General features: G+C 55.8%; 12 protein-coding genes. 9 read left to right on the top strand and 3 right to left on the bottom strand.

Features of this window, described 5'->3' with window-relative positions; translation table 11 throughout:
• Position 1 precedes the first annotated feature (1 nt).
• Genes ML_RS12075 through ML_RS12055 form a run of 5 tightly spaced genes read left to right on the top strand, consistent with a single transcriptional unit; the run spans position 2 to position 8,487 of the window.
• Entirely contained in the window at positions 2-4,471 is a 4,470-nt protein-coding gene (locus ML_RS12075; RefSeq protein ID WP_010908852.1) for a type I polyketide synthase, read from the top strand.
• A gap of 10 nt (positions 4,472-4,481) precedes the next feature.
• Positions 4,482-5,477, top strand: a complete 996-nt coding sequence (locus ML_RS12070) for an ATP-binding cassette domain-containing protein (protein WP_010908851.1) — start codon at positions 4,482-4,484, stop codon at positions 5,475-5,477.
• Positions 5,474-6,340 carry an ABC-2 transporter permease gene (locus ML_RS12065; RefSeq protein ID WP_010908850.1) on the top strand — a complete coding sequence of 289 codons (867 nt, stop codon included), beginning with the start codon at positions 5,474-5,476 and terminating at the stop codon, positions 6,338-6,340. The genes ML_RS12070 and ML_RS12065 overlap by 4 nt, the downstream gene beginning before the upstream one ends.
• Entirely contained in the window at positions 6,337-7,167 is an 831-nt protein-coding gene (locus ML_RS12060) for an ABC transporter permease (protein WP_010908849.1), read from the top strand. The genes ML_RS12065 and ML_RS12060 overlap by 4 nt, the downstream gene beginning before the upstream one ends.
• 48 nt (positions 7,168-7,215) lie before the next feature.
• A complete protein-coding gene (locus tag ML_RS12055) occupies positions 7,216-8,487 on the top strand; it encodes a phthiocerol/phthiodiolone dimycocerosyl transferase (RefSeq protein WP_010908848.1) in 1,272 nt (423 codons plus the stop codon).
• A 145-nt stretch (positions 8,488-8,632) separates the two neighbouring features.
• Here ML_RS12055 and ML_RS12050 read toward each other — a convergent pair whose 3' ends face one another.
• Complete coding sequence (locus ML_RS12050) at positions 8,633-9,898, bottom strand: glycosyltransferase (protein ID WP_010908847.1); 1,266 nt, start codon at positions 9,896-9,898, stop codon at positions 8,633-8,635.
• Positions 9,899-10,088: 190 nt separating this feature from the next.
• Complete coding sequence (locus ML_RS12045; protein WP_010908846.1) at positions 10,089-11,099, bottom strand: class I SAM-dependent methyltransferase; 1,011 nt, start codon at positions 11,097-11,099, stop codon at positions 10,089-10,091.
• 319 nt (positions 11,100-11,418) lie between these two features.
• Here ML_RS12045 and ML_RS12040 point away from each other — a divergent pair, with 319 nt between their 5' ends.
• Complete coding sequence (locus tag ML_RS12040; protein ID WP_231846635.1) at positions 11,419-12,303, top strand: FkbM family methyltransferase; 885 nt, start codon at positions 11,419-11,421, stop codon at positions 12,301-12,303.
• 1,446 nt (positions 12,304-13,749) lie between these two features.
• Here the strand turns inward: ML_RS12040 and ML_RS14470 are convergent.
• On the bottom strand, positions 13,750-13,968 hold the full coding sequence (locus ML_RS14470; RefSeq protein WP_164920152.1) for a hypothetical protein: 219 nt from the start codon (positions 13,966-13,968) through the stop codon (positions 13,750-13,752).
• A gap of 66 nt (positions 13,969-14,034) precedes the next feature.
• Between ML_RS14470 and ML_RS12030 the strand changes: the two genes are divergently transcribed.
• The 3 genes from ML_RS12030 (at position 14,035) to ML_RS12020 (ending at position 15,779) form a co-directional block, all read left to right on the top strand.
• A complete protein-coding gene (locus tag ML_RS12030; RefSeq protein WP_145985219.1) occupies positions 14,035-14,247 on the top strand; it encodes an MHS family MFS transporter in 213 nt (70 codons plus the stop codon).
• A 14-nt stretch (positions 14,248-14,261) separates the two neighbouring features.
• Positions 14,262-14,450 (top strand): hypothetical protein, encoded by a 189-nt coding sequence (locus ML_RS12025; RefSeq protein WP_156511810.1) that lies wholly within the window; start codon positions 14,262-14,264, stop codon positions 14,448-14,450.
• Positions 14,451-15,581: 1,131 nt separating this feature from the next.
• Complete coding sequence (locus ML_RS12020) at positions 15,582-15,779, top strand: hypothetical protein (RefSeq protein WP_145985218.1); 198 nt, start codon at positions 15,582-15,584, stop codon at positions 15,777-15,779.
• The last annotated feature ends 336 nt before the right edge of the window (positions 15,780-16,115 follow it).

Raw genomic sequence — 16,115 nt, 5'->3', positions numbered from 1 at the left:
AGTGATTACCCCCGACAACGCGATCGCGGTGGTCGGCATGGCCGGCAAATTTCCGGGCGCCAACGATGTGTCGGCGTTCTGGACCAACCTTCGGCGCGGCAAGGAGTCGATCGTCACCCTGTCTGAGCAAGAGCTGCGCGACAACGGGGTCAGCGACAAAGCACTGGCCGATCCGGCGTATGTGCGTCGCGCACCGTTACTCGACGGGATCGACGAGTTTGATGCTGACTTCTTCGGTCTGCCGCCGCTGGCCGCGCAGGTATTGGATCCACAACACCGGTTGTTCCTTCAGTGCGCGTGGCATGCGCTAGAGGATGCAGGTTGTGACCCCGCGCAGTTCGACGGCTCGATCGGAGTATACGGAACCAGTTCTCCCAGCGGTTATCTCTTGCATAACCTGTTGTCGCATCGCGACCCCCACACCGTTTTGGCTGAGGGACTCAACTTCGACCAGTTCAGTCTGTTCCTACAGAACGACAAAGACTTCTTGGCAACTCGGATATCGCACGCGTTCAACTTGCGCGGCCCGAGTATTGCGGTTCAAACCGCGTGCTCGTCGTCGCTCGTCGCGCTGCATCTGGCCTGCCTGAGTCTGCTGTCCGGCGAATGCGACATGGCACTGGCCGGCGGATCGTCGTTGTGCATTCCGCACCGTGTCGGTTACTGGCACTCCCCGGGATCGATGGTCTCGGCTGTTGGCCACTGTCGGCCCTTCGACGTGCGGGCCGACGGTACTGTCTTCGGCAGTGGTGTTGCGTTAGTGGCCCTCAAGCCGTTGCAGGCCGCCATCGACGCCAGCGACCGAATTCATGCCGTCATCCTCGGGTCAGCGATCAACAACGATGGATCCATGAAAATGGGTTACGCGGCGCCCAATCCTGCCGCTCAAGCCGATGTCATCGCGGAAGCTCATGCGGTGGCCGGTATTGATTCGTCGACTGTGAGCTATGTCGAGACCCATGGAACCGGTACCCCGCTCGGGGACCCCATCGAAATCCAAGGGTTGAAAACGGCATTCGAAGTGTCGCAGATACCCCGCCCGGGCCCATGTGTACTGGGGTCGGTCAAATCGAACATCGGCCACTTAGAAGTTGCCGCCGGAATCGCGGGTCTGATCAAAACGATTTTGTGCCTGAAGAACAAGGCGATTCCCGCGACGTTGCACTACACCAGTCCGAATCGGGAGCTGCGTCTGGACCAAACTCCGTTCGTCGTGCAAAGCAATTACGGCCCATGGAAGTGGGACGGCGTGCGTCGGGCAGGGGTCAGCTCGTTCGGGGTCGGTGGTACCAACGTCCACGTCGTCTTGGAAGAAGCATCAGTTGAAGCATCCACTGTTGCTGCGTCGACCGGTCCCCAGGTGATCCTTCTGTCAGCGCAAACCGCTGCGGCGCTTGGTGAATCGCGGGAAGCTCTGGCCACGGTGTTAGAAAAACCAGGCGCACCGGACCTGTCCGACGTCGCTTATACGTTGGCCGGGCGCCGAAAGCACAACATCACGATGGCTGCCGTCGTCCGTGACCGGGAGCATGCGGTCACGGTTCTGCGGGCGGCCGAGCACGACAATGTTTTCGTTGGCGAATCCGGTGCTGATACCGGGCGCAGTGCCGCCGCCTCAATCACCACCTTGGGGTCAGATCGCGTCGTTTTCCTGTTTCCCGGGCAAGGTGCTCAGCACGTTGGAATGGCCAAAGGACTCTACGACACAGAGTCCGTCTTCGCTGAACACTTCGACACCTGTTCTGCCGGATTCCGCGAAGCGATGGATGACCTGGATTTGCATTCGGCGATATTCAATGGTACCGCAATCGATCTGGAGCGCATCGACCGTTCGCAACCGGCGCTGTTCACGGTGGAATACGCACTGGCGAAGTTGGTCGAAAGCTTTGGCGTAGGTGCCGGGGCCTACATCGGATACAGCACTGGCGAGTATATCGCAGCCACCTTGGCCGGGGTATTCGACCTCGAGACGGCGATCAAAACGGTGTCGTTGCGTGCCCGTTTGATGCATGAGTCGCCGCCGGGAGCCATGGTTGCGGTGGCGCTGGGCCCCGAGGACATCACCGAGTACTTAGCAGAGTATTCTGCTAAGGGCGTCGAGTTGTCCGCCGTTAACGATCCCGGTAACTGCGTGGTCGCCGGGCCCAAAGACCAGATTCGCGCGTTCAGCCAACGTCTTGACGAGGTGGGGATACCCGTACGTCGGGTCCGTGCCACTCATGCGTTCCATACAAGCTCGATGGAGCCTATGCTGAGAGAATTCTCCGAATTCCTTTCTCGTCAACAGCTTCGCGTTCCGAACACACCGTTGCTGAGCAACCTCACCGGAACCTGGATGTCCGAGCAGCAGGTCACCGATCCGGAAAACTGGACACGTCAAATCAGTTCCACGATCCGCTTCGCCGACGAGCTAGACGTGGTGCTGTCGCAATCCGGGCGAGTCCTTGTCGAAGTTGGTCCCGGTGGCAGCTTGACCGGTTCGGCGATGCGTCACCCGAGGTGGTCGAGTGGGCACCGCGCTGTTCGGCTCATGCGCCATCCGCTTCAGAACGTTGATGACCACGACACGTTCCTGCGCGCACTGGGTGAACTCTGGTCGGCTGGAATCGAAGTTGACTGGGCGCCGCAGCGTTCGGTCATGCCGCACCTCGTTTCCTTGCCCGGATATCCGTTTGCTCGACAACGTCATTGGGTCGAACCCCGATATACGATCTGGGCGCAGATTCCCGGCGCGAGCAGTGGTTCGCCGGTTGACTCCAGCGTCGATTCCGCCACCGTTGAAGGGGTGCGAGGCGGGGAGTCGCAGACTGAGGCCACGTTGCAGCGCATCTGGTCACAGTGCTTAGGTGTCAGTTCAGTAGATCGGAATGCCAATTTCTTTGATCTAGGCGGCGACTCCTTGATGGCGATCAGCATCTCGATGGCCGCGGCCAACGAGGGTATGACCATCACACCGCAGGATATGTACGAGCACCCGACTCTGGCCTCGTTGACGGCTGCCGTCGATGCCTCATTCGCGTCGAGTGGGTTGGCGAAACCACCGGAGGCCGCGGCGCATCCGGCGGTTCCACCCAACATTGCTTACTTCCTCGAGCGGGGGTTGTGCGACACTGGCCGCTGGCGCGTTCCATTGATCCTGCGGCTTGACCCCAAGATAGGGTCAGACGACATTCGAGCCGTGCTGACCGCAGTGGTCAATCACCACGACGTCTTGCGCCTCAGCCTCGTCGACAACGACGGAATGTGGGAACAGCACATCGCGGCGACCGGAGAATTCACTCGGCTCTTGACCCAGACGCTTCCCGACGGTGTAGCCGCCGGCAGTGCAGAGGAACGGGCCGTGGTATCCAGTATTCTGGCCGAACTCATTGCTAGTCAAAGTGATTTGAACGAGCCACTGACCGCCGTGCAGATCACAACCGCTCACGGTGGTCCGCACTATCTCGGTCTTGCCGTGCACCAGATGGTTATCGACGATGCATCGCGCCAAATCTTGGGGACCGATATCATCACCGCGTTTGGGCAGCGGCTGGCCGGCGAGGAGATCACGCTGGAACCGGTCACCACTGGGTGGCGGGAATGGTCACTGCGCTGCGCGGCCCTTGCGACGCATCCGGCAGCCCTCGACACTCGCTCTTTTTGGATCGAGAATGCGAACAAGGTGAACTTGTGGTTGGCTGATGTCTCGCTCAATACAGATGTTATTCAACCGCCCGGTGCCGACGATCTGATTAGGATGCCGTGCACGCTAAGCGTTGAGCAGACGTCCGAGCTGGATGATGCCCGGCGTAGGTTTCGCCGATCGATTCAGGCGATCGTGCTGGCCGCGCTTGGTCGCACAATTGCCCAAACGGTCGGTGATGGTGTGGTCGCCGTAGAGCTTGAGGGCGAGGGCCGTTCGGTGTTGCGGCCGGACGTCGACGTGCGCAGAACAATCGGTTGGTTCACGAACTATTACCCAATTCCGCTGGTCTGCGTGAAGGGCCAGGGCGCGCTTGCGCAACTAGACGCTGTTCATAACACCCTTAAATCCATTCCGCATTACGGAATTGGATACGGATTGCTGCGGTATATGTACGCGCCGACCGGACGTGTATTCAGTGCGCAGCGCACGCCTGACATTCACTTTCGGTACGTGGGCGTTGTCCCTGAGCCGCCATCCGTCGATGCTACGGTACAGTTCGACTCGGACATGACGATTCCGGTGCAAGAACCGGTTCCTGGGATGGGCCACGCCATCGAACTTCGGACGTATCGGTTTGGTGGTTCACTGCATCTAGATTGGTGGTACGACATCCGGCGGATTCCGCAGGTAACAGCAGAAGCACTCGCGCAGTCCTTCCCGGTCACGCTTAGCAAGTTGATCCAGGAAGGCATAGCTACGCAAAAGGATGCGCACGACGAGAGTGAAATGGCTGGGGCACCCCAAGCGGGCGTTCTGGTGGACCTGTCAACCCTGGATGCCGGCTGAGGAGGATCGGATGCGCAACAACGACAAGGCCGTGATGGTTCGCGGGGTTCGTAAGACCTACGGCAAGGGCAAGATTATCGCCCTGGATGATGTTAGTTTCGACGTGGATCGCGGTGAAGTGATCGGTCTGCTCGGCCCGAACGGTGCCGGCAAGACGACCATGGTGGACATCTTGTCGACGTTGACCCGGCCGGATCGTGGCTTGGCTACCGTCGCCGGCTACGACGTGGTTTCCGAACCGGCCGGGGTGCGTCGCTCGATCATGGTCACCGGACAGCAAGTAGCTGTCGATGACCAGCTTTCCGGTGAGCAGAACCTAATTTTATTCGGTCGTCTGTATGGGCTGAGCAAATCTGTGGCGCGCGTGCGGACGCAAGAACTGCTCGAGCAATTTGACCTCCTGCACGCCGGGAAGCGGCGGGTGGGCACGTACTCGGGCGGGATGCGTCGGCGGATAGATATCGCGTGCGGATTGGTGGTTCAACCCCAAGTGGCATTCTTGGATGAGCCCACAACCGGGTTGGATCCGCGGAGTCGGCAAGCTATTTGGGATCTAGTGGCCAGTTTCAAACAGATCGGTATTGCCACACTGCTGACTACGCAGTATCTCGAGGAGGCGGATGAGCTCAGTGATCGGATCATCTTGATCGACCACGGTACGGTCATTGCAGAAGGCACCGCGAGTGAGCTCAAGCACCGTGTTGGTGAGACTTTTTGTGAAATAGTACCGCGCGATTTGAAGGATCTGGGCACTGTCGTCGCAGCGCTGGGTTCGCTGTTGCCCGAGCGCAGCAGGGCGATGCTCACGCCCACGTCAGACCGGATTACGATGCCGGCGCCGGATGGCACGCAGACGCTTATCGAGGCTGCACGTCGGATCGACGAGGTGAGTGTTGAGCTGGCTGACATTGCGCTACGCCGGCCGTCGCTCGATGACGTATTCCTTTCGATGACAACGGATCCCAGTGAGTCGCTGAGCCATCTAGCGGCGGGGGCGATGCGATGAGCATGCCGGCACTAGCTCCGATTCCGGCCTCGAGGTGGCCAAGCACAATCATGGCAAAGCCACGTCGGTCGACGCTCCGGCAGTGGTGGGCGCTCACTACGCGCTATTATACGGACATCAAGTTGTTTGTGTTTGAGAAAACAATCCAAATTGGCGCACCAGTGGTATTCACGGTGGGCCTCTATCTACCGTTTGCCATACCGTGGAATCATTTTGTGGGTGGCCCTAGCTCAGGCATCGCCAGTAACTTAGGGCAATACGTCACTCCGTTGATCGTGCTGCAGTCTATCGCATTCGCCGCGATCGGATCAGCCTTCCGGGCAGCAACCGATTCTCTGAGAGGCATAAGTCGACGGTTTCGTACTATGCCGATCGCTCCGGTGACGCCGGTGCTCGCCCGTGTGACGGATGCCGTGCAGCGATGCTGTTGGGGTATGGGGGTAGCGCTGATTTGTGGACACGTGATCGGATTCCAGTTCCATCGCGGTCCCCTCTATATCGTTGGATTTTGTGCATTGGTGCTCGCAATCGGAGCCGCGCTGTCATTCGCCGCTGACCTGCTTGGCACTGCGATCAGGAATCCCGACGCGATGCTGCCGCTACTGACTTTGCCGATCTTGATCTTCGGACTGTTGTCGGTCGGTCTCATGCCAGTCAAACTGTTTCCTCGCTGGATTCACCCTTTTGTCCTTAACCAACCAGTCTCCCAGTTCGTGGTGGCGTTACGCGCACTGGCCGGGGAGACCACTAAGACAGTCATACCAGTGGCGTGGTCTGTTATGGTTCCGACGTTGGCGTGGCTGTTCGGTTTCCTGGTGGTTCTGGTGCCCATATGCCTCGTCATTTTGTTTAGACGGACATGATCACTATGATAAGTCAAACAGTAGGACTGGTACCCGCGAGCTTGCAGTACCCGAACAATTCTGTTCGGGCGCTCGTTTCGCAGACTTTGTTGCAGACCAAGCGGTTACTCACTCGGTGGGCGCGCGATTATGTCACCATCATTGGTGCGCTCGTGTTGCCGATTTTGTTTCTGGTGGTGTTGAACATCGTGCTGGGTAATCTGGCTTACGTTGTAACTTACGACAGCGGGCTATACAGCTTTGTGCCACTAATCACCCTTGGCGCCGCGATCACTGGTTCAACATTCGTCGCTATCGACCTTGTGCGCGAGCGTTCCATCGGTCTGCTTTCCCGACTATGGGTGTTGCCCATTCATCGGGCATCGGGTTTGCTTGCTCGAATCCTCGCAAACACAATTCGGACTTTCGTCACCACCCTTGTGATGCTGGTTACTGGGGTGATACTCGGTTTCCGGTTTCGGCAAGGTGTGATTGCAAGCCTTATGTGGGTTAGTGTCCCGGTGATATTTGGTATTGCCATCGCCGTTATGGTGACTACCGTGGCGCTTTACACAGAGCAAACATTCGTGGTTGAAGCGGTTGAGTTGGTGCAAGCAATCGCGGTCTTTTTGTCCACCGGTCTGGTACCACTAAACCAGTATCCAGGATGGATTCAGCCTTTAGTCGCTCATCAACCGGTGAGCTACGCTATTGCGGCGATGCGCGGATTATCGATGGGGGGGCCAGTCTTAGCTTCGATGGTTGCTATGCTGGTGTGGACCGCAGGCATTTGTGCCTCCTGTGCGGTACCCCTGGGAGTCGGCTATCGACGGGCGTGTACGCATTGACGCAATATGTGGTGGCCCCGCATGTGGTGACCAGTTGGGAGTCTTGAGGTGTTCGCCGGATCCGTGATCCGAAAGCTGTCGCACAGTGAGGAAGTTTTCGCGCGATACGAAGTTTTCACTTCTATGACGATCCAGTTGCGCGGTGTTCTAGATATTGATGCGCTGTCGGAGGCCTTCGACGCGCTCGTGCAGGCTCATCCAGTTTTGGCCAGTCATCTTGAGACAAGCTCCGATGGCGGTTGGAACCTCGTTGCCGACGACCTGCTCCACCCTGGGATCTGTGTTGTTGACGCTAACAACGGGGCGCAGTCGGGTTGTGGTGGAATACAGTCCGAAACGCGGCTCGACCAGAGCGTTTCCCTATTGAATCTGCGACTTACCCCCCGTGAGGGAGGAGGTGAGCTCGTACTCTATATTCATCACAGCATGGCTGATGGTCACCATGGGGCCGTTTTGGTCGATGAGCTGTTCTCCCGCTACACCGACGTGGTGACTACTGGTGACCCTGGCCCGATAATCCCCCAGGCTACACCGCTGTCTATGGAGGCCGTGCTACAACAGCGGGGTGTCAAGAAACATGCCCTTTCGGGAGCTGAGCGCTTTATGTCGGTGATGTATGCTTATGACCTTCCTGCCACCGGGACGCCGGCTGTCCTCGCCGAACCTGGATTGCCTCAAGCTGTTCCGGTAACCAGACTCTGGCTCACTAAGCAGGAGACATCGGATCTCGCGGCGTTCGGTCGTGAACATCGGCTCAGCATCAACGCCGTGGTAGCGGCGGCCATTCTGATGACCGAATGGCGACTCCGCGAAACCCCGCACGTTCCAATTCCCTATGTTTACCCCGTCGATTTGCGATATGTTCTTGCCCCTCCTGTGGCCCCGACCGAAAGCACCAATTTACTCGGGGCGGCGGGTTACCTTGCTGAGATCGGACAGGACACCGACATCGTTGATCTGGCAACCGATATCGTTGCCACACTTCGGGCTGACTTAGCCAACGGCGTGGTTCAGCAGTCGGGCCTGCACTTTGGTACGGCATTCGAGGGAACTCCGCCCGGGTTGCCGCCACTTGTCTTCTGCACTGATGCCACTGCGTTCCCGACGATGCGTACACCACCGGATCTTGCGATTGAAGACATTCAGGGCCGGTTCTATTGTTCGATTAGTGTCCCCCTGGATCTCTACTCCTGCGGTGTCTACGAAGGCCAACTGATCATCGAGCATCACGGACATATCGAGGAACCGGCAAAGGCTCTCGAGGCAATACGTTCCCTGCTGTGCACTGTTCCCTCGGAGTACGGCTGGATTATGGAGTGACGTGTAGTGTCCACCGTTGTAGATAATGGCTTGCACCCGGGGGTCGGGGCCGAGGGCATCTCCGTGCGAGACGACCTGTTGTGGTGTCATTGGAAGCCCCTGATGCCTCCGACTGGGCCGTCTGTGCGGTTGCCGGAACGGGACCTCAACAGTCCTGATACCGAGTTCTGGATTTATTCCGACTGGCCTTGTCTTCCAACAGATCCGCAGCGGCGTTAACGCTTTCGTCAGGTTTGCTCATCCGATTCGCGACCTCGCGAGCACGGGTAGCGTACTGCGGGGCAAGGATCGTGCGGAGATCAGCGGCCAGTGACCTTTGGGTGGTGGCGGAGAATCGCCGGCCTGCACCGACTTTCAGCCGCTTGATCTGAGCTGCCCAGACCGGCTGTTCGATAAAGATCCAGAGGATCAGTGTTGGGACTCCGGCCCTCAGGCTTGCGGCAGTGGTTCCGGCGCCACCATGGTGCACGACGGCGCGGCAGGCGGGAAATACGGCCGCATGACTTACTGATGTCACTATCTTGACGTGGTCAAACTTGGGCACCTGGGTTAAGTCCTTAGGTTTAACGGAAATTAACGCACGTTCCCCTAAATCCGCACAGGCTGCGGCAATCATCGCGACCGTATCGGTTGGTGATACGATCGGCATGCTGCCGAAGCCGAAGTAGATTGGCGGTGTCCCGGCAGCTATCCATGACAAGACTTCGTTGTCAGCGGCCGTCGGTAACTCTAGGGTTAGTGCGCCAACAAAGGGCCTGCGGTCACCGTATTCTGCCCACTCTGCGGCCAACCCAGGAAAGCAGAGCTCGTCATAGGCCTGGATCTCGAGCGCCCCTCGTTTCACGATCCGTCGTGTCGAGAGTGAGGTTGCTTTTGGCAGGCCTAGTTCGCGGCGCTGAGCATCTTCGGGTTTTTTCGCTAAGAGCCAGTGTGCTCTCCAGACCGTCGCGAGTATGGCGCGATTTAACGGCGACGGCAGGCTAGGAATGATTTTGCCGTTGACCCGTGCGGGAACGAAATGCAGCACTCCAAACGGAATGCCGTAGTACTCAGCGACGTTGGCGACGACCCCCTGATAGACCACGCCCGTCATCACCAGGTCGGCTCCATCTGCCAGTGACTTCAAGTCCGTGGCCATGTCCGCCCATGCTTGGCGGAGTTGCTGCAGAGCTTTGATCGGCGGCAGAATTTTCCACCATTGGCGCCATTGACTATAGGTATCGCGGGCCAGAAACTCCTGGGTATCCGGCCCGTAGGCAACCGCGGCCAGCCCGGCCGACTCGACGAAGCGAAGCATGTCAGGGGGGACACCAATGCGAACTTCATGGCCTCGGCGCTGCAATTCCAGACCGAGCGCGGCGAACGGCTCGACATCACCGCGAGACCCGCTGGCAGCCAAAGTAAATTTCATTTAGTGTCTCACTGCTTTCACGTAATTTAGTGTTCGTGTGTTGTGTGTGTGTCGTGAACGCCAATGGCATATTGTCACGGACGAATCGGAGTATTCAATGATTCAGCATCCACGATGAGAGTTCGGCTATCAAACGTCGACATATCCTGCAGCGGCAGGGACACGGTGATCGTGTTAGCCCATGCCAGTGTCATCGCTCTAATGGCCGCATGTTTCCGCTCATAACTTGACTGGCTGAACTTAAATTCTTTATGAACTCCTTAGTAAATCGACGACGGTCGTCATACTGGACTGTGGCGAGGGAAGTTAGCACGCGATCATTAAATACTAATTTTTTCTGTAAAATAACTTGATAGGAAACATTTAGAATTTTATATTCGCCTGCGTGGTACTTCAAAAACAGGTTGATTGCCCATGCGGGATTGGCTCGCGCGCGTAGATAGCCGGGCCATAAAAAGTCGTCGAAAATTAGTATCCCGCCCTTCTCTAACAGGCGCCAGGCGGTGATACCATCTGCTAAAACATCGTCACCAAAGTGCGATCCATCCACATAAATCACATCAAATTTCTGTTCTTCTCCGAGCAGTTGAGGCAACACGTGCAGCGACGATCCCTTACGCTTGGTTAACCGCGCTGCACACGGAGTTAGATTGCTATCAAAGCGAGCTTCGAGGCTTCGCAAATCCGACGGTGCATTGTGCTGGTGTTCATCGCTACCGGCCCATGTGTCCACGGCCGTCAAGTGCCCTTGGGTAAAATAGGTCAGCAAGAATAGGGTTGAGCGACCCTCCCATGATCCGATTTCGAGGATTCGCACAGGTGCCTTACGATCGAAGACCCTTGAAAAGATGTCGCTCCACACGACGATATTCCGATCGGTCATATCGAAGTATAGTTCTTTGAACTGCCCTTGAACTGATTGCTCTTCGAATTCGGCGCGGATCTGAGCCAAGTGTTTTGCAGTACCGGATGGAATTCCTTGCTTGACCAGAAAATAACGCAATAAGGCTGCAAATCCGTGCCATATAATGATAGGATTTACTATACCTGAATAAAATAGAAATGCAAACCCGAAGCGAAGTAAAAATACAAGGCATCGGAGCGTCCAACTAATTTTTGCTGCCACTATAATCACATTTTCCTTAGATATTATTTTGACACAACCCAACGTGCCCATTTTTCGCAGCTCAATACTGTACACTCTGATTCCATGTAATGTTTCAGCGAGATTGCCTACTAGAGCCTAATTCTTTAAGATCATAGCACACTTGAGTATCCCCGGGCGCGCCGTTACGCCAGCAGGCCGCCATGAATGCCCCATTGTAATGTTGTAGGTGGAGCCAGTGCGTACAGGGAGCGATCCTGCTACCTTGGCAGGTGACTCGGTGGTGGTCAACCTCGATCAGAAGCGATGCGCTCGCGCAGCTATGTGATGTTGATCATAGCTCACAGCGGGCCGTCTGTCGATAATATTAATATATTAGTTTTAGGGGAGGGGGATGGCATTATGGAGAAGCCTGATGAAGCGTCCGAACCTGATTATCGACGTTGGCATGCATAATGGACAAGACACCGCGTTCTATCTCGCCAAAGGTTTTGATGTTGTTGCGTTAGAGGCGAATCCCGTTCTTGTTGATGCCGCCCGTATTCGATTCGCATCAGAGATCGAGTCTGGACAGCTGCAAATCCTTCCGGAGGCTATAGCCGAGACGGAGGGCACATTGCCGCTAGCTATCTGTGACGAAGAGTCGCTTTGGACTTCGATGTCTCCTGCAATAATCGAGCGTAATAAGTCGGTGGCGGGGGTGACATACCACTACATCGATGTACCTGCTCGGACGTTCGCCAGTGTTCTTGAGGAAGTTGGGGTGCCCCATTACCTCAAGGTCGACATCGAGGGGTTGGACATGCTCTGTGTCCACGCTCTGAAGCAAGCCGACAATCTACCGGACTTCATCTCTATTGAATCGAACGTGAGTTCTCCCGGGGGCGCATTTGACGCAGCGTTTGAGGAGCTTGCGGTGCTCTGGGAGCTCGGATACCGCCGTTTCGCCTACGTGGATCAGCGCAAACATTCGAGGTATAAGCCGCCTAATCCGGCCAGAGAAGGTTGCTTTGTCGGCGTTGATTTTACAGAGCACTGCAGCGGGTTATTCGGTGAAGAATTGCCTGTTCGATGGGAGATGATAGATAAGGCCGTGCGGAAGGCACAGGTCCTACAGCGCCGCTACAATGTTAGGGGCTTTGGTGGCAAAGGGATGCGATCATTGCAACGACTACTGCCGATGCCTAGCTATCGCACGGTGTCGAATTTCACCAAGCGTCCGTTCGGACGGCGCGTTGTCACATGGACGATGGAGGTCGTCTTGTCCGGGTGGTACGACTTACACGCCCGGCTGGATTGAGCTAGGTCGATCAGGCGCCGACTTGAACGTGATTGTTGATGCGCTGAACTTCTTCCGAACAGATTCTAAGAGTGGAGAAGTCGACTCAATTTCTTGTCAAATAGCGAAATGATTCTGCGCTAAGAATTTTGCCCCGTCGCTGCCGAAGGCATTGTGGTTGTTTGAGCCAAGTTAGCTGGTTTGGCGGGTAAGCTGAGGTCCAGGCGCGGTCCGCGAAATCATGTCCTCATGCGACGCACTGGCCAGTTAGGTGATCTTTCCATGAACATCCATCCATGAACAAAGTTCGGTTATTCGGGATGCGTGGCCTTCGTGAGTGTCGAATCGCTGGGACCGCAGCAGTAGCTGTTTAGCGACCTAGTCAGGCACATTTACTGAAGATTAGATTGTCCAGTGCGTCATAAGTATACTGCAGACAGCCAGCCAATACCCGCGACAGATGTTCAGTGACTTCGCGATCAAGGCGTGTAGAAACTCGCGGTCCATCCAGTCCGTATGCACTTTCGTGATTGCGGACCGCGGTCGAGTCATGTGGCCTGGGGTCCACGACCTCAAGCTCGCCGAACACCTCGGCTGGTCCCAGGATGGCCATTAGGTGTTCATTTCTGTCTGGAGAGTTATGGCTAATCGTAATTTAGTTGGATTTGATGATATAAAGTTGCTCGCCGGGCTCTCCTTCTGCGAACACCGTCCGGTTTGGTGAGAAGGAAAACCGGGTGTACTTGTGTGCTTACCGCAGACCAGATATGCGGTTGCACTAACTCATAAAGGTATGGTGCTCGCCAAATTCATGTCTATACTAATAAAGATTGATTATAAGTTTTTCGCATCTTAGCCGCGCAATTTCTCGGTTTTCATAGTGGTTTGGTGTCATGCGCCTGTCCTCGTAGGAGGGGCCGCTGGACGGTTCCGCTCCGGCCTTCTCTCGCGATGTTGAGGAGGACTCTAACATCCTTGCTAGCTTCGTTCCACGGTCTGGGCAGCCCGCACAGCCATGTATCACGACCTGCTTTTGGCTGCCACCGGTCGAGGCTGGGGCAGCGGCAACGTAAGCCGGCCGGAACGGCCAGCGTCTCAAAGTTCTCTGCGCTCTGAGCAGATCACGCCAGGCGTTCGAGACCAGGTGCGGATCGATGTTCTGCCCAGAACCTGTTTTGTGCACTTATCAGCGATACACTCCTCGAGTTTACGGCGTACGAGGGTGTGGTTCGACGAGTAGGTACGGGGTTTAGGCATAACGGGCTCGGTTAGCCGCGGTGTGACTCATGGCCCGAAATATCAACAGAATGTTGTCTTATCGGGTCAAGAAGCATGGACTGGTGCTGCTGCGCAGTAAGCATGCACAACCCCCGGCAACGAAGTTCGTTTCCAACATCCCAAATGTTTAAACCTTGAACATCAATCACGCAGCGTTTAGGCAGTTTTGCGGTTATCGCCACGACCAGCCTAGGGAAGTAACGTGTCATCGTCCGCTTGTTGCGGTTGCTCAACTTGACCCGGCCGCCGTCGCGAAAGCATTCTGGACCTAAACCATCCCGTTTTGGGCTCATACGACGTATCCGTTGGGTTCGATCGAATCGACTTAGACGACATCGGCGAGTTCTTCTTCTTCTTCTTCTTCTTCTTCTTCTTCTTCTTCTTCTTCTTCTTCTTCTTCTTCTTCAATGCTAAACTTATTCCCGTCGGCGTGCTATATTATAGGGAGCTAAGTGCCCCCTGTAGCAGGTCCGGATGAAGCGCGTTGCCTTGACAACGCCTGGGGTTGGTTCTTCGATCGAGTTTTACAACGCTCAATTCATTTCCCCTAATGGCACCGTAGTAGTTCTGGTGTTCCCCAGTGTGTTCTTTGCCAACTTAGCGCCAGCAATGGCGACAGTTTCGTCGCCGGCAACGTTTGCTGCGGTGTTCTTTTCCCCACCGCTATTAGCCGGGATTTTTTCTTGAGGAGGGGCACTTCGGTGATCGTCTTGGTAGGGAAGCGACTTTGGTCGCAACGTTGTTTGATCATGGGCCTCTTCACCGTGGCGGTGGGTTTTCTCCCCGGCGTGGCTACCATCAGCTTGGCCGGCGTAATTGATCTTGCTTACGTTGCGGCTGCTGCAGGCAATAGCGTTCGGTGGCGAATGGGCTGGATTGGCACTGGCTAGTTGCCTAACACGCGCCGGGAGACATGCGACCATTATAGGAATGGCCATCCCACTCGGCAGCTGGTGTGGGCCTTATGCTTGCCAACCTGGTTATGCTGGCCGTCAACTTCACTCTACGAAGAGACCAGCCCCGCGTCTATGAGATGGAGGTTGGTGGATGCCGTTTCTGCCCAGTGCTATACTGGTTATTGTCGCTCTATTACGTGCGCCTGAACATTCGCTGAACCCCGGCTTTCGCGTTCTGTAAGCGGGATGAGCAGAAGGATGTCACCGTGCCTTGCGCCTCCATAACCGAACTTTTCCGGATCCAGCTTCGACAGGTCGTTCTTGCAGTCGGTTCCGTGATCAGGCTATTCGTGCTGAGCTTCGTAGTCGGGAACTTATCTTAATGAACTACGTGCCCTCGAACTTAACCATCTAGGGGACCTGATCCTGATTGTTGGTGCGCTAGGTGGGTTGTCGATGTTCGCTTTTTGTGGTGCCGGCGCCAGTCTGGCTGGATCGTTTCAGCCGACGAAGTATTATGTTGTGCGGCTTGGTTTTGGCGCGTCCTGGGCGTTTGTAGTGATGCCATTTATGGGTACTTATGACTCCGTCCTGATGGATGTTGTTGTCGCCGTATAGTATGCCACCGTGGGTGTGCTGAATGGGCAGTTGGCTTCATGTTATCCCGGGAACCTTCACCACCCGAAACCAATAAACCGTTGTGGGACTTATTATTTAACGTTATTTAACGAGGATGGAATTATCTGCGGTTCTGTGTAGCCGATAGTTGTTGGTGTAGCTAGCGGCAAGTGTAGGATTGGGATGTTTGGGTTGATGCTGGTCGTCCTGATACCCACCAGCGTAAATAGTACGTTCTTTTCCCTGGACCAGGGGGAAACACGCCGATGGATAGCAAAATACTTGTGACCGTAGTCATGTCTGCTGCCACGCCTCGCGAGCGATAACTTATGGTGCACGCATGGTGGGCTGCTGTGGCAGCCGGTGACGGTTTCGCGGACCAGCCTAGGTTGATCCCCAAGCATGGCACACCGGATGTCTTAATCTTTCTATCTCTACTCACCGGTTGTGTTTAGCGGCAACGTTTTTCAGCCACTCCTGGTTGGCATGCGACTACGCTGCGTCAAAGTGAAGCAGCAGGAAACTGTAGATTTCAGCATCAAGTCGCCAAGGCACCATGGGATCGCCGACTTCGACAGCGAGCATTGCGGTGAGAAACTGGATTTTCGCGCCGAGTGGATAGCTGCTGTTGTATCCGCTGGCTCAGTGCTCTTTGATGTCGATTGCGATGTGGATATGTGGATGTGGATATGTGGTTGTATCTAGTTGTGGTCGGGTTCATAGGCGACGGTTTCACCATCGAACGCTTCCACGTTGGTCGAGTGCCCTTGCTCCACACCGGGGAGTCCGGGTTTTTACTTTTGTTGTAGGTGCCTACGAGATCGATTTCGCTGAATCTGGCAATTAATGACGGAATGTTAGGTCTAGCGGACATTGACGCTTTGGCAAAATGTGGTCAACACTCCGTAAGGAGTCTTCGCTGTTATCGAATACCACGCTGAAGGCCCTTTCCAAAGTTAGTTCCGAGCTACGCACGTGCTGGCTGCTTGCAGTCGAAAAACTTGGACAAAAACATGTTTCATAATCTTTTCTCCTCTTGTT

This window comes from Mycobacterium leprae TN (genome assembly GCF_000195855.1).
Lineage (GTDB): Bacteria > Actinomycetota > Actinomycetes > Mycobacteriales > Mycobacteriaceae > Mycobacterium > Mycobacterium leprae.
This window is presented reverse-complemented; position numbering and strand designations above follow the sequence as displayed.